Below are 17,389 nucleotides of genomic sequence, written 5' to 3' on the forward strand. Positions count from 1 at the left end.
AGAGCCTATGTGCGGACGATTCGAACTTAACATCAGTAAAGAGCAATTGATTAAAACGTTTGTGATTAGCGATCCACAAATACCAATGTATGAGCCTAATTTTAATATTCCACCGGGCACAGACATCCCCATTATTTATCAGATTGGCGATCACCGCAGATTGACCGCAGCGCACTGGGGATTGATTCCTTCATGGGCAAAAGATAGAAGCATTGCCAGCCATACCTTTAATGCTCGTTCCGAAACGGTCGCAGAGAAACCCTCTTTTCGCTCAGCCTATAAACGCCGTCGTTGCATGATTCCTGCGACTGGCTATTACGAATGGAAAACATTACTCAACGACGGAAAACCAGCAGGCAAGCAACCTTTCTGGATTGGGTTTAAAGGCCATCAACCATTTGCCATGGCTGGTTTATTCGAGAACTGGACTGACACAGAGTCTGGCGAAAAAATAGAATCGTGCACGATTATTACTCGTGATGCCTTCCCTGAAATTAATGATATTCACTCACGCATGCCAGTGATTTTACCCAGCGAGTATTATCAATTATGGCTAAAAGGCGCGATTGATGATTTTCCGATGATTGAGGAGCAAGACCTCACCTATTATCCTGTTTCAAAAGCGGTTGGGTCACCATCGAATAATTACGAATTTAAACCATTAAGTGATTAATTTTTGAAACGCAGCTCTATGTCTTTAACTAAAAAAATCACTATCGGCATTGGCTTAGCTCTGGCCATTTTTACAATCATGAGCTGTAGTAACAATGATTCTCGCTTTAGTGAATTACCGGGTTTTAAAACCTACTTCGATAAAAACAAACCCTCAAATGAATTACCCAGTAAATCAGATCAATTACTTTTAACACAATTTAAACCCCGTGTTTATATGGCAAAAGGTCAAACGAAGTTTATCGACTTTTATGCTGACTATATCGCCCATGGTTCTTTGTATGTCGACAATAAACTTGTAAGTAACAACGTTAGCCAAACCCTACTGAATGAATACAAAGATAATAATCAGGCAGAATTTCGTCATTCAGCCATCAAACAAACGACATCTCCGACAATTTATGCACGTATTGATAGAAGTGAACTCATTTATAAAGATAAGCGCTTGCCCCTGACTTTTCTCAGTTACAACTTAGTGTTTGCAAATAGCGGATTACTAAAAGGACTTGCCGGATGGCAACGAGTGGCGATGGGAATTGTTGGCGATAATGAAGACTGGCATCAACTCGATCATTATGTCGGTCTTACCGTAGTACTGTCTGAAGAAAAGCCTATCGCCATAATGCTACAACAGCATAATTATCAAACGACCTGGTTAGTCGCAGACAAAAATAGTGAACATAGCCTTAGATTGCCCGCTGATCAAAGAGTTGAGGTAGATGTTGCGATGCAATCTAACGAGCTTTATTTACATTCTAGTCAAATCAAGAAGCACCCCGGTCTTTCATTTGTAAAAGAAGACTCGATTGAGTTTTTAAAAACAGGGGAAAACAAGCCGATGATGGCAGGCTGGGATATTACCCACGGTGAAATTGAACAACAGTATGCGTTGAAGTTCTTACCCTCAGCCGATGCGTTTTATACCTTTAAAGGTAAGCTCGGCGAAGGCCGTAAATTACCAGGTCGAGATGGCCCACCAGGCGCTAACTATGTCACCTTACCACCTTTAATGCCGCTACCCAATAGAATGGTCAGCGGATATAGACCAAGACAAGTGCATATCGAGAAAAAGAAAATTAAAGCACTGTTTGGTGATGGAGCCTTTTCAATTAAACCGCAGGGTTTGATGGCATACACAGATGATTTTATCGGTGATTTATCGATTGAAACAAAACCATTTCTAAAATAGTTTGATACGAAATCGTAAAAAAGCCGTTCAAAGGCGGGGGGGTGCCTTTAAACAGCCATTCAATTGTTATAAGTATTTCAACAAGAATTAAAGCAACATTTATGCCTTGCTCTATGCTCAAATCCCAAGATTTTTAGCTACTCATGTCCATCACGATTCTACCTGTGATTTCACCTTCCATCATGTCTGCAAATATCTCATTAATTTGCTCAAGCGGTTTCACTTCGATAATCGCTTTTACTTTGCCTTCTGCGGCAAACTGTAAGCATTCTTTTAAATCTTTGCGTGTACCAACAATAGATCCAACTACTTTTACACCGTTAAGCACGGTATCAAAAATCGGTAATGGCATATCTTCTGGTGGTAGACCTACTAATACAAAAGTACCGCCACGACGTAGTGAACGATATGACTCTTCAAAAGCAACCTTAGATACCGCTGTACAAACAACTCCATGAACACCACCCACTAACTCTTGTATTTTCTCCGATGGATTATCTTTCTTGAAGTCGATGCAATGTACTGCACCTAGCTTTTTGGCTAATGCCATTTTGTCTTCACCGGTATCTACTGCGATGACATTCATTCCCATTGCTACGGCATACTGAATAGCTAAATGACCCAAGCCACCTGCTCCCACAATTGCCACCCATTGGCCAGGTTTAACCTCAGCAACTTTAAGTGCTTTATATGTTGTAACTCCCGCACAAAATAATGGGGCAGCTTGTACATAACTAACTTCATCAGGAATTTTCACGACATATTCACCATCAGCAAGACAGAATTCCGCATAAGATCCATCCACAGAATAGCCGGCATTTTGTTGGCTCATACATAATGTTTCTTTACCTTCAAGACAGTAATCACACTGACCACATGCAGAATACAACCAGGGTACTCCCACTCTATCACCGAGGCTCAAATGGTGAATTTCACTGCCTACTTCTACAATTTCACCTACACCTTCATGTCCGGGCACTAAAGGAAGTTTTGGCTTTACTGGCCAATCGCCATGGCAAGCATGCAAGTCAGTGTGACAAACACCGCAGGCATGAATCTTAACGAGAACATCTCTTGGCCCAACTTTCGGTACAGGAATATCTTTGATCTCAAGTTGTTCTTTAAACTGACTAACAATTGCTGCTTTCATAACCGCGTTTTATTCCTTTACATTTAGTTAAATTCTAGGTCAACTCTAGCTAACTGCCAGAGCTTGTAGTGATTGTAAAATGATGGAAAATATGCCGTTTGATTTAAATCAAACAATAAATAACTTACCTCAACAGAGGTCTGGTTTTTCTCACAGGGACAAACAAACCTTTATAAATTTTATATGAGTAATTATGGATATTATAAGTACCGACCGCTTAATTCTGAGAACCGTTTTAGATACAGACATTGATGTATTGCATGACCTCATTTTTTCTAATCCCGAAGTCATGTCACAAGCTTTTTCAGGCAACACCCTAACTACAGAAGAAACGAAGCACTTTGTTGATGCTAACTTTGATCACAATGGAAATGGTAGGCAATTAGGAATACTTGCTCTTAAAAGTGACAATACTGTCATTGGGTTTTCAGGACTTTTAGCATGCTCAACTTTGGGACAAAAAGATTTTGAAATCGGGTTTGTACTAGGAAAAGAACATTGGGGAAAAGGCTATGCCTCAGAAATTGGACATGCACAAATCGAATATGGTTTGAGGTCGTTAGGGTGTCAACGGTTACTGGCATTGGTCGCTCCGAAAAATAAAGCGTCATCGTCAGTGTTAAATAAAATAGGCATGCAGTTACATTCAACATGTGAAATAAAAGACCGCGGAACGAAAGATATTTATGTTATTGAAGCAAACTCATAAAAGCTAACTGGCATTGTATTCGAAACCGTTTTGCTAATTATCAATGCTGGTGAAATATCCCCAGAACATAATGAGTCATGAATAAACGTATCCCTCTTTCGTATGCACTATTGTTTTTGGTTATCGGCATAGCACTCACCGTCTTCTGGTTTTCACTGAAAAACCCAATGAAACCATTGTATGTTGAAATACTGAACAATACCGACACCACACTTCCATCGGTGATCATCGAACACGGCAGTGCAAATCTGCAAGAGAAGATTTCATTGGTTCAGTTGAAGCCACACGAAAGCCGAATCGTCGCGCTCAATCATAAACCTGGCATGGGTTTTAACGTTGCGGCTAATTTTGCCAACGGCGAAAAAACTGAAATCTGTGGCGGCAAAAGCAAAGATCACTGGTTCTTCCGCGAAACGATTACCAAGTTTGGGATTTATACGACGCCTGTTCGTTAGCCTGCTTATTTAAAGTATCTATAAAAAGTGCCTATAAGTAGGGGGGTGGCTTTTCCAGGCTCACCAAGAGCCAGAAAAGTCCATCGTAGATTCCGCAAGGAAACGTCGATGTACAGTGTCAGATGGTAACCTAAGGTTTTTTCACATCAGGAATAAAAGTTTAAACCACCTGAAGATTTAAATTTGATCTAGAATCTAAGCTATCTAATTTTAGGTTTAATAAAATGTCATCAGATTCACCCAATAACAACATAAAAAACAGCTTCGCCTCAGATAATATTTCCAGCGCTTGTCCTGAAGTCATGGATGCAATCATCGAAGCAAATTCAGGTATCGCGAAATCTTACGGTGAGGATGACTACTCCAAACGACTGCAAGAAAAGCTTAGTGAAGTATTTGAAACTGAAGTCATTGCCTACCCCGTAGTCAGCGGAACGGCTGCCAATGCACTCGCACTTGCAACACTGGCACCGTCATACGGCAAAGTGTTTTGCCATGAGATGTCGCACATTAATACTGATGAATGTGGCGCGCCTGAGTTCTTTACGGGTGGTGCAAAACTAGTTCCAATATCCAGTGACAACGGAAAAATCACAGCCGATGCCTTAGCCGATAAGATTCGTGGTGCGGGCAATGTGCATTCTGCACAGCCAGCGACAGTCAGCATCACCCAGTCTTGTGAAGTAGGTGCTTTGTATCAACTTAATGAGATTTCAGCGATTGCCAAAACTGCGCATGAGAATGGATTGAGTGTACACATGGATGGTGCTCGCTTTGCCAACGGACTTGTTGCTTTAGATGTAAGCCCTGCCGAAATGACGTGGAAATCGGGCGTTGATGTTTTGTCTTTTGGTGGCACTAAAAATGGTTGTATCGCAGCAGAAGCCGTGGTGTTTTTTAAACCTGAACTCGTGCAATCTTTTCCTTTTTTGCATAAACGCTCTGGTCAGCTGTTGTCGAAAATGCGTTTTATCTCAGCGCAACTCGATGCTTATTTAACTGACGATGTCTGGTTACGAAATGCACGACACGCCAATGAAATGGCGGCAAGACTCAGCCAGGGTTTAGCTGAAATAAAAGGCATTGAATTGGCTTTTCCGACCGAATCTAATGAGATTTTTGCGCATATTCCTCGTGACGTTATTGAAGCCTTGAATGCCGCTGGTTTCAGTGTCACTGAAGGTGAGTTAGACGAAACTGCTCCGCCGCGTTTTGTCACTGCATGGAACACTGAAGCTACCGAAGTTGATGCACTTCTCGACGCGGTTAAAACAGCAGTGAATGCAACTTCAAACCAAACGTAAAAAAGATAAAAAAATCATCGTTTTTGATTAAGTCTAATCCGAATTTATGGTCTACGCTTCTAAAGTGTTAACAGCCTTATTGATAAGAATACTTCATTGATAAACGAAGAAGTATAGACAAAGGATAGACCATGAAAGAAAGCCGAAGACGATTTAGCGCCAGCGAATACACGCAAAGACAACGTAAAACGCGCGAGGCAATGCAGCACGCCGAACTCGACCTGCTGATCGTTTACGACCCTGCAAATATGAACTGGCTGACAGGGTATGACGGTTGGTCTTTCTACACCCATCAATGCGTGGTTATAGGCAGTGACGACACCCTCTTCTGGTTCGGTCGTGGCATCGATGCGGTTGGTGCGCAACTCACTACTGATCTCAGTGAAGACAATGTCATCCCCTACCCTGATCATTATGTGCAATCACCTGAGATTCACCCGATGGAATACCTCGCGGATATTCTGCAACAAAAGCAGTTACACAATAAAAAAACAGGCATCGAAAAAGACAATTACTACTTTTCAGCACGTGCCGCTGAATCACTCTATACAAAACTGCCAGATGCAAGTTTCGTCGATGCAACGGCATTAGTTAACTGGCAACGCGCCGTTAAATCACCACAAGAACTCGAATACATGCGCTCTGCCGGTACTATTATCACTAAGGTCTATGAGCACATCATGCAAGTCGTCACACCTGATATGCAGAAGAATGAGTTAGCCGCTGAAATATCACATGCTGCAATTACAGGAACGCCCGAAGCCTATGGTGATTACACCTCAATCGTTCCACTGATGGGTTTGCGAGAAGAAGCCGCGACCAGCCACATGACATGGGACGATGAAAAACTCGGCACTGATTCTGGCATGTTCTTAGAACTTGCCGCAGCACATGCGCGTTACCACTGCCCCTGCTCTCGAACACTCTATCTGGGCAAACCGACGCAAAAATACCGCGAGGTCGAAAAAGTCATTAATGAATGTATCGACGTCGCTTTAGATAAATTCAAACCCGGCAATACCTGTGGTGAAGTGGCTACGGCATTTTTCAGCACCTTAAAAAAACACGGCTACGAAAAAGACAATCGCAGTGGTTATCCGATTGGTGTTTCCTACCCGCCTGATTGGGGCGAACGCACGATGTCGATCCGCACAAACGATACCAGCGTGTTAGAACCCAATATGACATTCCACTTCATGCCTGCACTATGGCTAGAAGGCTGGGGGTTTGAAACCACTGAAAGTATTGTTGTCACGGAATCGGGTGGCGAATGCCTTTCCCATGTACCTCGCGAAATGCTGGTTAAAGATTAACGAATAAAACAGTGAAATATGAATAAGAATCCAATTACAGCAACGATAGACTTCGAAAAAGACGGCATCCAGCACGGTTTTTTACGCCTGCCACATTCGACCAATGAATCTGCTTGGGGCTCGATTATGATTCCCATCACCCAGATCAAAAATGGTAGTGGCCCAACCGCATTACTCAATGGCGGTAATCATGGCGATGAATACGAAGGTCCAATCGCACTCTATAACTTAGCGGCTAGAAATAAATTCGACGATGTTCAGGGACGTATCATTATCGTACCCGCGATGAATTACCCTGCATTCGTGCAAGGCACGCGCGTATCGCCTATCGACGGCTTAAACATGAATCGTATTTATCCGGGCAAAGCAAAATCAACCGTTACTAATGTGATTGCAGATTATTTTTCGCGCACGCTAGTACCCATGGCAGATTATGTATTGGATATTCATTCAGGTGGAAAAACGCTCGACTTCGTCCCGTTCGCCGCCAGCCATGAATTAGAGAACAAAGAACAAGAAGCCAAGTGCAGCGCAGCGATGAAAGCCTTCGGCGCGCCCTATGATTTGAAAATGGTAGAAATTGATGCCGCTGGTTTGTACGACACACAGGTAGAATCGATGGGTAAAGTATTTGTGACTACCGAACTTGGCGGTGGCGGCACCACATCGCCTGAAACCAATGCCATAGCCAAACGGGGCGTCGATAACTTCCTGAAACATGCAGGTATTTTAGAAGGCGAAGTCACCCCCCCACTTTCAGGGGCTTTTTCCTTAGATATGTCTGGCGATGATTGCTTCCTATTCTCCGAACACAATGGCGTATTAGAACCCTTTATCAATCTCGGCGATCACGTGACAAAAGGCCAGCTGATGGCACGAGTGCATGAGATTGAAAGAACAGCCGCACCAACACATGAATATCTTGCGCCCAGCGATGGCACCGTGATTTCGCGACATTTCCCCACACGGATTAAAATGGGAGATTGTATCAACGTGATTGCGCAGGTCGTTTAAGAGGCTTGAATAATGTTGCCGATAAAAACCAGCAACACCATTTTATACTGTGAGAAATGGCGAGAATGCGTCGAGTTTTACAAAACCAAATTAGGCTTAAGCATCACCACTGAAAACGATTGGTTTGTCGAATTTAAACTGACCGAATCATCACGTTTGAGTGTTGCGAACGCAGAAAAAACCTCCATTAAAAGCAATCATGGGCAAGGTATTACAATCACCTTTGAGGTTGATGATATAGACGAAACCCACCAAAACTTGCTCGATGTAGAACTAAGCCCCACTGCCATAAAAAATCACTCATGGGGTGCCAAAGTATTTTATCTTTTCGACCCCGAAGGTCACAGGCTCGAATTCTGGGCTGCTGATTGATTCTCTTGCATAAGAAACAACAATTAATTCTTATCAGAAGAAGACCACGAGGATTTCAATGCTCTTTCCTTCATTTTGTAGTTACGGCAAATCTCTGGTAGATTGATTTCACACACGGCTCTGCTCTGCGCTATAGAACACCCATAATAATAAAAGACATCCAATTTAATACACTAACCAGGTGACGCTATGAATAAGACATCCATTTCTGATTGGGACGATCTCGAACCACAAAAACCCGCTTATGCCTTGGTATCAAGTGTAGATTTGGTCATTATTCGCTGGCCAGATGAGGAGGAAGTTTCCGTGCTTTATGGGCGTTGCCTGCATCGTGGTGCATTAATGAGTGATGGTCATATCGACAACGATAATATCATCTGCGGCCTTCATAACTGGGATTACAGTTATAAAACCGGAGTCAGTTCGTATAACCCCGAAGAACGATTGAAGCGCTTTTCATCCTGGATAAAAGACGGCAAGGTATGGGTTGATCAAGATGAAATAGAAGAGTGGCTGGTGGATAATCCTCAACCCTATAATCGTGATGCCTATCAAGGTTTATATCAGGACTTGCATGGAACACCAGACGAGCCGCATAACGATTATATTCAACACCTCGCTCAACATGGTTTATCCAAAGTCGGACACCATGGCCGCGTTGGCGCAATGGGAGTGCCACGCGATCATTTACCAAAATGGGAAGACATACAAATCCTTACCGCACAATTGCATAAAGTGCCGTTACTAGACGATGCGGAAGTGGGTACAAAAGTGATTATCGGTCCTAATGCAGATAAACCTCTGGAACTGGATCGTCCGCTGTTCGTATCTGACATGAGTTTTGGCTCACTCTCCGAAGAAGCGAAAGTGACATTGGCTATGGGTGCAGAACTTGCAGGAACCGGAATATGTTCTGGAGAAGGCGGCATGCTACCTGCCGAACAAGAAGCTAACTCACGTTATTTTTATGAATTGGCCTCGGCACGTTTTGGCTTTAGCATGGATAAGGTGAAACAGGCTCAAGCCTTCCATTTTAAAGGCGGTCAGGGCGCTAAAACCGGCACAGGTGGACATTTACCAGGCAGTAAGGTCACAGGTAAAATTGCCGAAGTACGTGGCTTAGAAGAAGGTGAAGATGCGATATCACCCTCGCGCTTTCCTGATTGGGAGCACGTCGATGATTACCGTCGCTTTGCGGATGACGTTCGCGAAGCAACTGGCGGCATTCCTATTGGTGTCAAACTTTCAGCCCAGCATATCGAACGTGATATCGAAGCTGCCTTACAAATCGGCGTGGACTATATCATTCTCGACGGACGCGGCGGCGGCACGGGTGCAGCCCCCTTATTATTCCGCGACAATATATCCGTGCCCACCATTCCCGCATTGGCACGCGCGCGACGTTATCTCGATTTAAAAGGAAGAAGAGATATTACCTTGGTTGCTACAGGTGGTTTGCGAATACCCGCTGATTTCATTAAAGCAATGGCGCTGGGCGCAGATGCCATAGCCGTTTCAAATTCAGCGATTCAAGCCATTGGCTGTTTAGGAATGCGCGCTTGTCACACCAATAATTGCCCGGTTGGCATCGCTACGCAAAAACCGCATTTGAGACAGCGTTTAAAAATTGAAAAGGGCGCAGAGCAACTGAATAATTTCTTTCAAGCCTCTACCGAGCTAATGCAAGTAATGGCGAGAGCCTGTGGGCATGATCACGTGAGTAAATTCTGTATCGATGACTTAACCACCTGGAATCGGGAAATGGCGCATTTAACAGGCATTGAATATGGTGGTGTTTCTTAGTCTTTCATTCTATGAGTGTATTGATTAATAAATTGATGCACCCCCCACCTTTGGGGAACTTTTTTTATGCCTTGGGAGAATATCTAATCAACTCAGCTATAGATCAGTCACGGCTATTCAGCCAGGACTTGCCAACACGAATATCTCCCACTGTTTCTCCTCTTGAATTGATTAATACTGGGGAGATGTGTTTGTGGAGCTTATCTTTGTGCTCATCAGTCAACGCGCCTAAATGATCGAGGATGGACAACAATGCGACAGAGCGCGCCCGAGCACTTCCATCTGCAATTTTAACCGCAACTCCCAAGCCTCGTTCAGGCAGGCATGCGGTGATAACACCTTCGGCACCGGTTTTAGCGAGCACTGAACCTTTGGTGATTTCGTTCAATTCACTGACCAAGGTTCCATGCCCTGCGATATAAAGCGGTTCATTAGTAATCGCCTGATGCAGACGATAAATCGCTTTAGCGCGCTTTTCTGATAGATCAATCGGGTTGGCAAAGCGAGCCATGACATAGCCAAGTTTGTGTAACGGCATTGTCGGGGCGGGTAAACCACAGCCGTCGATTCCCATTGGGTACTGTTGGAGATCGATCCCTGCGAGATCAGACAATATATCGAACGATAATTGTTGCAATGGATGTTCCAGCAGGTGGTAATTTTCCAGTGGCATACCAAGGTGAAGTGCCGTGGTTAAAAACCCGGTATGTTTACCCGAGCAATTGTGATGGATTCGGCAACCTGTTTGCCCAGACTTTAATAACTGATGGGCACGTTCGGTATCTTCAGGTAGAACGGGACCACACGCCAAATCGTCTTCTTTAAGGCCAAGGTGATCGAGCCAGGACTCCACCAGATTTTGATGAATATCTTCACCCTGATGAGACGAACAGGCTAATGATAACTGTGCATCAGTGAGCCCAAAATGGTCACTCGCCCCGCTCTCTATCAGATGAATTGCCAGCATCGGCTTTAATGCAGAACGCGGAAAAATCAGTGTATCGACATCTCCCCAGCTTTCAACAACATCGCCCTTAATGTCACAGACGACGGCCGCACCAAAGTGCTGACTTTCGACGGTATTATTTCGTGTAACTTCTACTAACAACTCATAAGGCATGCTACGGATATTCCTAAATACGGATTGATTAAATGAATACTATGTAACAGCTTTAAGGGAACACAGATTAAGTCTCTTATAGAATCTTACACCACTTAACTCAGAAGCATTGCTTATTGTTGTAAAGAAAGCATCAATCAGTAACCCGAACAGATTATCAGCAGCACACTCCTTTGCTACCCTCCCCTTTTTTTGTCTTTGCAATGTTTACCTGTAAGATGAACCCAGCAACATGATCCCCAAAATATGAACCCAACAATAGAAAGGCGCGATAGGTCTTTCCCCTAAGCTACTAATCGAGGATATGTAATGAGATTGCTCTTTATACTCTTTTCATTGTTTCTGTCGCTGTTTTTACCCGTGACCTTTGTAGCAGCAGATACATCCATTGATAACGAAAACGCCTCTGATTTATTACAGTTTAGAAATAACACAATGGATATTTTGGATACGCCCTATTGCCGAACATCATTTAAACGCTATCTGAAAAAGAAGAATCCTAAAGCGTTTCTTTATGCCCCTAGAAACAAAGAAAAAACCGCTTACTGCACCTATGTTGCGCTTAAAACATCTGTTGATGATGCCATTAAAATGGTCATTAACCGATGTGAGAAGAAAAGAAAGAAATCCAAAAAGAATCCATTTACTGCGCCTTGTGAAATCCTGACGAGCAATCACACCCTGCACAAATCCAGAACAGACTTTGGTTTAAAACCACATACAAAAGATCTATCTTATATCGCCGAACGCTATGGTGTTGATGATGTAAAAAAATTGATTGAGACTGGAGTCGACATCAATCAAAAGAATGATTCAGGTTTTACGCCATTACTGATTGCTGTTACAGAAAAGAATTTGGACATTGTTAAATATCTTGTTTCAAAAGGCGCAGACTTAACGCTAAAAAATAACAAAGGATTCGATGCCTTAATTATCGCAGTCAACGAAAACCACGTTGAAATAGCTGAATATTTACTCGAAAAAGGTGCTGACATAACAACAACAGATCCAAGAAACAAAAGACAAGCCATACATATCGCAGCAAGACTTGGGTACATTGGAATACTCGATGTACTTTTGAGTAAAGGTGTTGATGTCAATCAAGCGACTGCCAACAAAGAAATGCCTTTGCATCTGGCGGTACAAAGCTTGTATGTGCCTACGGTTAAATATCTCGTTGAAAAAGGCGCTGATATTAATGCCATAGACCGATCTGGAAAAACGCCCCTAGATAGCGCAAGAAAGTTTGGAACAAAAAGAATGATTACTTACTTAGTAAAGCAAGGTGCTAAGTCGGCGGATTCACTGTAAATAAAGGCCTCAGCTCTGCATAAATTCTATTTACATTTTAAAAAACAAAAACGTAATATCATTCAAAGCCGAGAGGTGATTAAAAAGAAAATAGGACAGTCAACCAAAGTCACCCCCATACTTTTAGGCACTTTTTCAGCTCTAGCGAAGTATTAAATCTCCTTCCAAACAAGCCGAGCCACGCAGAAAATTGACGATTAAGGTTTTAGCTGTTTGAGCGACTTTAGGAACGAGTTCTAAAACCGCGTCAATTTTTGAGTAGTGAGGGAACCGCTTGCGGCTTGCTTGAGGCAGCCTTTTGCTTGGTTCGGTTTATTTTGGCTGCGCAAAATAAATGAACTCGTAGCTCCGCTACGAAACCGCTTTTACTCTTTACAAAACTCCTGTCATGAGTATGATGACACCATCAAGATAAAGGCTCTCGAAGCGCTGCCTTGAAATTAACTCGTATTTACTCTAATTCAGATTCTTTCTGTTGAAGACCAAATTCGTCTTTTTCTCATATCAGTTACAAGGAGCTATCAATGACTGACAATACCCATATTCCTGGCAAATCTACCCTTAGCATCTGGGGCGGCGAACAAGAACACGAACTTTACGAACGCTCTACTCAGGTCCCTGTTGTTCACAGTGTTTCTTTCGCTTATAAAGATATCGATACGTGGCACAAAGTGGCTCTTGAAGAAGAGCCAGGGCATATCTATTCACGCAATACCAATCCTACGGTTCGTGCGTTTGAAGACAAAGTAAAAGAACTTGAAAGCGCAGAAGCTGCGACGAGCTTTTCTAGCGGCATGGCGGCTATTAGTAATATCTTCGGGACTTTCTTACGCCCGGGCGATCGCGTTGTTTCTATCAAAGACAGTTACGGTGGAACGAATAAAATATTCACTGAGTTTTTACCGCCACTGAATGTCGATGTAACCCTTTGTAATACCATCGAATACGAAGAGATTGAAGCAGAAGTGGCTAAAGGCTGCACCATGCTGTATCTGGAAACGCCAACTAATCCGACGGTAAAAATCATCGATATCAAACGACTAGCGGCTGCGGCTAAAAAGGTCGGCGCTTTGGTTGTTGTTGATAATACCTTTGCTACTCCTATCAATCAGAACCCGTTACTACTCGGTGCTGATTTAGTCTTGCACTCTGCGTCTAAATACCTGGGTGGGCATGCAGATGCTTTAGGTGGCGTTGCTTGCGGCAATAAAGATTTGATCAAAATGGTTTACCACTACCGCGAAATCAATGGTGCGACGCTTTCGCCGATGGATGCTTATAGCTTTATTCGTGGTATGAAAACGCTTAGCTTACGTGTTCAGCGTCAAAACCAAAGTGCAATGACTATCGCAACCTGGTTAAACAATCATCCTGCGGTTGATCATGTGAACTACCCGGGACTTGAATCTCATCCGCATCACGATGTAGCAAAAGCACAAATGAAGGGCTACGGCGGCATGCTGAGCTTCTCTGTTAAAGGCGGATTAGATGCAATCAAGACCTTTTTACCAAAACTGAAATACGCGCACATGGCAGCGAATCTAGGTTGTGTTGAAACGGTTGTTGGCCCACCAGTAACGACCAGTCACGTAGAATGTACTGCAGAAGAACGTGCGAAGGCTGGAATCCCTGAAGGTTTGGTTAGATATTCAACGGGTATTGAAGATGTTGAAGATTTACTTGCTGACTTGGAACAGGCTTTAAGTTACCTATAACGCGTTTCGTTTATTGTTGAAACGCTTATCCACCCCCCTACTTATAGCGGCTTTTTTAGAGTTCTTAACAGAAGATCTGTAAAAAAGGCCTATAAGTAGGAGGGTGTGATTTACTATCTATATAAAGACATAGTTTCATTCACATACTTATCTACTTTTCTCTTTACTTCTGCTTTAGAAAAGCCGGAATTATTAAACATTTCTTCGTAATACTTTCTGGTGTCTCGTTCTCTTTCTGCCAGACTTGAGTATTGTTTTTCTTTAGGTTCTTTATAGATAATCGTACTGGCTAGTTTATCTTCATTGGCTTTATCAGCTCTATAGGTTGATCTATGTTGATAGTCTTGCTTTGGGAGTTTTACTATTCTGAGTTCTTTCTCTGCTTTATTGCCAGAACAATCATTCGAGTAATACGTTTCTCCAGAAGAGCGTTTACACTTCATCACACGGGCTTTAGCTTTTTGCCCTTTCTTACGCAGCATTTTAGTTTCTTCTTTTTTAGCTAAATAAGCAGCGTTTTTTGCATCTCTTTCAGCAACTTTTTTACGCGTGCTTGCATAAGCAATTTCACGCTGGGTTTCATGATATTCAGTCAAACCTTGCTGATATTGATTTTTATATTCTACGTAGGCGTCACGTTGTGCATTTTGCTTCATCATCATTTTATTACTAAAGTCGTTATAATTTTTGTAGGCAATATCATCAACAACGTAAGGTGGCTTATATTTCTTTTTATTGGACTTTTTATCAGGGAACATATCACAAGGTGGCAGTCCGCCACGGATCATCCCATTAACGGCAACTGCACATTTGACCTCTACCGTTCTAACAAGACTTTCTGCTTTTTCTTTTTCGGCCTGATCACCAGAGCCACTCACGTTAGCTTTTAAGATAAATAAGAATACTGCTGAGAGAGCAATAGTGATTAGAATGGCTTTCATTGGCGAACCTTGTTTTTATAATTTTTTATATAGCGATTGGTTTCTATTGTATAGCAAGCTTAATCTGAAGGGTGAACCAAGAGACAAACGGAAAATCATGGGGTTACGTTAATCGGAATTATCGCTGGGATTGGTTTTTTTGAACTATGATCTCTAATCAAAAAATATCAAACGAATGAATAATCATGATGAAACCATCACTTACCCTTCTGCTCTTTTTATCCTTAATGAGCATAGCGTTTACAGCCCAGGCTAAAATATATCAGTGGACTGATAGCAACGGCCAAAAGCACTTTAGTCAGACACCACCACCCAAGGTACAGGGCAAAAAAGCGCCAAAGGTGGAAATTAGAAAAGAAAAATTTAAGATCAATAGAGGCGTAAAGAAAACTAAACATGGTTCGTTTTGCGGGGAGATTAGCTTGCCTGTCAGCGATGATCCGGTGATCCAGTTAGCCAATGTGGAATACCGACAAAAACACTGGTTAGCAGATATTCAACGACAACAGAAACGTTTGAGAAAATTCTTTGACGAACAATATGAATTCGATAGAAACCCCAATAAGAGTGGCGATAATAGTGGCATTATAAAGCGAACTGAGCAGAACCTTGAAGATCTAGAATGCGCCCATAGCTGGTCAAAACGTGAAACGGCGCGCTTGTTTACTGTGCGAAAAGACACTGAAGAAAAGCTAGAAGCAATACGTGAAGAATACGCTGAGATTAAAAACCGCTGTGGCGAGAAGCCAGATATTCAAGGCTGGACCAATGATAAAGAAGCAATCGAATGGGCGAAATGTGAATCTAACTCTTCAGGAATAAGTAAGCACAATAAAAAACTCAGAGAATTAAAAGCAATGGAAAGCAAAGCTTCTATCCTCAATACCGAACAAGATTGAGCAAGCCGTTGCCTTTATGCGCCTTGATATTTACATTTGTAGTTTAAGGCGTTTTTATACCGCTTCTTTTTATCGATAGTGGCGTTCATTTTGCATTTGAAGCCATCTTCCAGCCAATTCCATTCTATTTTTTTGGCACCTAAGGCTTTTACTTTTGATGATTTATTTTTCAAACCTATTCGAGTTGCGTGAAAATTTACATCCATCAGTGACAGATCAAACGCTTTTTCTGCACGAGCTAATTCAAATTCGCTTAGCTTGGCTGCCTTTTGCTTGCTGCGTCGTGCATTGTATTCAATTTCAATTCCGCGAGTTGAGTTTGGATTGATAGTTACCCATAAATATTGCTCCCAAACTGCACTCTTTTCGGTAAGCCTATACGCGTTACTTCTTTTTTTTCTATTCAGATAATCTTCTTTTAGTGTCTTAAGATTCTCATTGGCAAAACCGTTACGAAGAATATTACTCATGCCATCAGAGACGGTTTTAATCTCATACATAGAGACTTTCGCCTTGCTGGTACCTTGCTGCTGTTTGCTTTTTGGTAGTGTTGAGATATCTTTTTTTGCCGTGCCTTTGGGACAAGGAGTGGCCAAATACTCAATCGATCCACTGGCATTCTTGCATTTATAAATAGCTGCCTGGGAATGTTGAGCCATTAGGATTATGGATAAAGTAAGTAGGAATTTTATAGTTATTTTATGCATAAGCCTTTCCGATTATTTTTACTGTATTTCAATATTCTAAGTTAAGCAGAATAATTAAGACAGGATTCTTAGCTAAAAACAAAGTAGCTAGAAAAAAGAGTTAAAATAAGAAATTTGAAAATAAAGAGTAGCTAGCGTTGAATTGAATACCGCAAATATTGCTCTTTAGCTTTACCGAAATCGTTGAATTGTGATGCTTCACCAACAAAAATGGCCAGGATATCCTGACCATTTTGATTAAAGCATTCTTTGAGCATTTTTGTTTCTTATTCTTTATTTGCCAGCGCATATTGTCTACCAGCGCGTTCCAAAACTTTTATCTGTTTCATTTCTCAGGTTCGGTAAATCCACCAATTCATGAATGGTGTTGATCGGACCGTTGGGAAATAATTTATACAAATATCGACGCCCACCCTGCATGATAAATTCATCTCGCATAAGGTCGGCTAACTTTCTGGCGTTTTCGCAATCATCGCAAACCTCATAAAAGTCCATGACAAAATTGATCACTTCCCATTGCTGTTCATTAAGCGTTAGCCCTAGCTCTGCCGCTTTTAGATTGATACTGGCATAGATTTGTTCAGTTTTAAGAATAGGTAGTGCTGGCTTGAATACGGGTAGTGCTCTTGGAAACATCTCATCCATTGTTACGTCTGTAAACATCATAGATTAACCCTCCTCAGAGTCTTGTTTATTCGCATTTGATACTACTTTT

The 17,389-nt window shown here is 42.2% G+C and carries 18 protein-coding genes; 12 read left to right on the top strand and 6 right to left on the bottom strand.

The features are described 5' to 3' along the window. Positions 1-7: 7 nt before the first annotated feature. On the top strand, positions 8-673 hold the full coding sequence (locus tag EV695_RS19610) for an SOS response-associated peptidase (RefSeq protein ID WP_131907700.1): 666 nt from the start codon (positions 8-10) through the stop codon (positions 671-673). 3 nt (positions 674-676) lie between these two features. Next, on the top strand, positions 677-1,861 hold the full coding sequence (locus tag EV695_RS19615) for a hypothetical protein (RefSeq protein ID WP_207907167.1): 1,185 nt from the start codon (positions 677-679) through the stop codon (positions 1,859-1,861). A 133-nt stretch (positions 1,862-1,994) separates the two neighbouring features. Here EV695_RS19615 and adhP read toward each other — a convergent pair whose 3' ends face one another. Continuing rightward, complete coding sequence (gene adhP / locus EV695_RS19620) at positions 1,995-3,011, bottom strand: alcohol dehydrogenase AdhP (protein ID WP_131907702.1); 1,017 nt, start codon at positions 3,009-3,011, stop codon at positions 1,995-1,997. 193 nt (positions 3,012-3,204) lie between these two features. Here adhP and EV695_RS19625 point away from each other — a divergent pair, with 193 nt between their 5' ends. The 7 genes from EV695_RS19625 to EV695_RS19655 all read left to right on the top strand — a co-directional run bounded on the left by EV695_RS19625 (position 3,205) and on the right by EV695_RS19655 (position 9,981). Then, on the top strand, positions 3,205-3,720 hold the full coding sequence (locus EV695_RS19625) for a GNAT family N-acetyltransferase (protein WP_131907703.1): 516 nt from the start codon (positions 3,205-3,207) through the stop codon (positions 3,718-3,720). Between the two features lie 77 nt (positions 3,721-3,797). Next, positions 3,798-4,175, top strand: a complete 378-nt coding sequence (locus EV695_RS19630; protein WP_131907704.1) for a hypothetical protein — start codon at positions 3,798-3,800, stop codon at positions 4,173-4,175. A 224-nt stretch (positions 4,176-4,399) separates the two neighbouring features. After that, positions 4,400-5,479, top strand: a complete 1,080-nt coding sequence (locus EV695_RS19635) for a threonine aldolase family protein (protein ID WP_131907705.1) — start codon at positions 4,400-4,402, stop codon at positions 5,477-5,479. Between the two features lie 131 nt (positions 5,480-5,610). Further along, complete coding sequence (locus tag EV695_RS19640; RefSeq protein ID WP_131907706.1) at positions 5,611-6,792, top strand: M24 family metallopeptidase; 1,182 nt, start codon at positions 5,611-5,613, stop codon at positions 6,790-6,792. A gap of 18 nt (positions 6,793-6,810) precedes the next feature. Next, positions 6,811-7,806, top strand: a complete 996-nt coding sequence (gene doeB, locus EV695_RS19645; protein ID WP_131907707.1) for a N(2)-acetyl-L-2,4-diaminobutanoate deacetylase DoeB — start codon at positions 6,811-6,813, stop codon at positions 7,804-7,806. A gap of 12 nt (positions 7,807-7,818) precedes the next feature. Further along, positions 7,819-8,178: a VOC family protein gene (locus tag EV695_RS19650; protein WP_131907708.1), complete on the top strand. Its 360-nt coding sequence runs from the start codon at positions 7,819-7,821 to the stop codon at positions 8,176-8,178. A 189-nt stretch (positions 8,179-8,367) separates the two neighbouring features. After that, a complete protein-coding gene (locus EV695_RS19655; protein WP_131907709.1) occupies positions 8,368-9,981 on the top strand; it encodes a glutamate synthase-related protein in 1,614 nt (537 codons plus the stop codon). Between the two features lie 103 nt (positions 9,982-10,084). On the opposite strand, the gene EV695_RS19660 is transcribed toward EV695_RS19655, so the two are convergent. Further along, positions 10,085-11,101, bottom strand: a complete 1,017-nt coding sequence (locus EV695_RS19660) for an asparaginase (RefSeq protein ID WP_131907710.1) — start codon at positions 11,099-11,101, stop codon at positions 10,085-10,087. Positions 11,102-11,410: 309 nt separating this feature from the next. Here EV695_RS19660 and EV695_RS19665 point away from each other — a divergent pair, with 309 nt between their 5' ends. Beyond that, a complete protein-coding gene (locus tag EV695_RS19665) occupies positions 11,411-12,412 on the top strand; it encodes an ankyrin repeat domain-containing protein (RefSeq protein WP_131907711.1) in 1,002 nt (333 codons plus the stop codon). Between the two features lie 524 nt (positions 12,413-12,936). After that, positions 12,937-14,127 (top strand): cystathionine gamma-synthase family protein, encoded by a 1,191-nt coding sequence (locus EV695_RS19670; protein ID WP_131907712.1) that lies wholly within the window; start codon positions 12,937-12,939, stop codon positions 14,125-14,127. Positions 14,128-14,240: 113 nt separating this feature from the next. Here EV695_RS19670 and EV695_RS19675 read toward each other — a convergent pair whose 3' ends face one another. Beyond that, positions 14,241-15,068, bottom strand: a complete 828-nt coding sequence (locus EV695_RS19675) for a hypothetical protein (RefSeq protein ID WP_131907713.1) — start codon at positions 15,066-15,068, stop codon at positions 14,241-14,243. A 185-nt stretch (positions 15,069-15,253) separates the two neighbouring features. Between EV695_RS19675 and EV695_RS19680 the strand changes: the two genes are divergently transcribed. After that, on the top strand, positions 15,254-15,967 hold the full coding sequence (locus EV695_RS19680; protein WP_243651729.1) for a DUF4124 domain-containing protein: 714 nt from the start codon (positions 15,254-15,256) through the stop codon (positions 15,965-15,967). Positions 15,968-15,981: 14 nt separating this feature from the next. On the opposite strand, the gene EV695_RS19685 is transcribed toward EV695_RS19680, so the two are convergent. The 3 genes from EV695_RS19685 to EV695_RS19690 form a co-directional block, all read right to left on the bottom strand. After that, positions 15,982-16,674 (bottom strand): DUF4124 domain-containing protein, encoded by a 693-nt coding sequence (locus tag EV695_RS19685; RefSeq protein WP_131907714.1) that lies wholly within the window; start codon positions 16,672-16,674, stop codon positions 15,982-15,984. A 131-nt stretch (positions 16,675-16,805) separates the two neighbouring features. After that, positions 16,806-16,931, bottom strand: coding sequence for a hypothetical protein (locus EV695_RS20530; RefSeq protein ID WP_279388070.1), 126 nt, complete (start codon positions 16,929-16,931; stop codon positions 16,806-16,808). Between the two features lie 37 nt (positions 16,932-16,968). Further along, positions 16,969-17,340 carry a TusE/DsrC/DsvC family sulfur relay protein gene (locus EV695_RS19690; RefSeq protein ID WP_131907715.1) on the bottom strand — a complete coding sequence of 124 codons (372 nt, stop codon included), beginning with the start codon at positions 17,338-17,340 and terminating at the stop codon, positions 16,969-16,971. Positions 17,341-17,389 lie beyond the last annotated feature (49 nt).

This window comes from Cocleimonas flava, assembly GCF_004339015.1.
GTDB lineage: Bacteria > Pseudomonadota > Gammaproteobacteria > Thiotrichales > Thiotrichaceae > Cocleimonas > Cocleimonas flava.

Coding starts and splice junctions, on each gene's coding strand:
- EV695_RS19610 (WP_131907700.1), top strand. CDS start 8: ATGTGCGGACGATTCGAACTTAACATCAGTAAAGAGCAATTGATTAAA.
- adhP (WP_131907702.1), bottom strand. CDS start 3,011: ATGAAAGCAGCAATTGTTAGTCAGTTTAAAGAACAACTTGAGATCAAA.
- EV695_RS19625 (WP_131907703.1), top strand. CDS start 3,205: ATGGATATTATAAGTACCGACCGCTTAATTCTGAGAACCGTTTTAGAT.
- EV695_RS19630 (WP_131907704.1), top strand. CDS start 3,798: ATGAATAAACGTATCCCTCTTTCGTATGCACTATTGTTTTTGGTTATC.
- EV695_RS19635 (WP_131907705.1), top strand. CDS start 4,400: ATGTCATCAGATTCACCCAATAACAACATAAAAAACAGCTTCGCCTCA.
- EV695_RS19640 (WP_131907706.1), top strand. CDS start 5,611: ATGAAAGAAAGCCGAAGACGATTTAGCGCCAGCGAATACACGCAAAGA.
- doeB (WP_131907707.1), top strand. CDS start 6,811: ATGAATAAGAATCCAATTACAGCAACGATAGACTTCGAAAAAGACGGC.
- EV695_RS19650 (WP_131907708.1), top strand. CDS start 7,819: ATGTTGCCGATAAAAACCAGCAACACCATTTTATACTGTGAGAAATGG.
- EV695_RS19655 (WP_131907709.1), top strand. CDS start 8,368: ATGAATAAGACATCCATTTCTGATTGGGACGATCTCGAACCACAAAAA.
- EV695_RS19660 (WP_131907710.1), bottom strand. CDS start 11,101: ATGCCTTATGAGTTGTTAGTAGAAGTTACACGAAATAATACCGTCGAA.
- EV695_RS19665 (WP_131907711.1), top strand. CDS start 11,411: ATGAGATTGCTCTTTATACTCTTTTCATTGTTTCTGTCGCTGTTTTTA.
- EV695_RS19670 (WP_131907712.1), top strand. CDS start 12,937: ATGACTGACAATACCCATATTCCTGGCAAATCTACCCTTAGCATCTGG.
- EV695_RS19675 (WP_131907713.1), bottom strand. CDS start 15,068: ATGAAAGCCATTCTAATCACTATTGCTCTCTCAGCAGTATTCTTATTT.
- EV695_RS19680 (WP_243651729.1), top strand. CDS start 15,254: ATGATGAAACCATCACTTACCCTTCTGCTCTTTTTATCCTTAATGAGC.
- EV695_RS19685 (WP_131907714.1), bottom strand. CDS start 16,674: ATGCATAAAATAACTATAAAATTCCTACTTACTTTATCCATAATCCTA.
- EV695_RS20530 (WP_279388070.1), bottom strand. CDS start 16,931: ATGCTCAAAGAATGCTTTAATCAAAATGGTCAGGATATCCTGGCCATT.
- EV695_RS19690 (WP_131907715.1), bottom strand. CDS start 17,340: ATGATGTTTACAGACGTAACAATGGATGAGATGTTTCCAAGAGCACTA.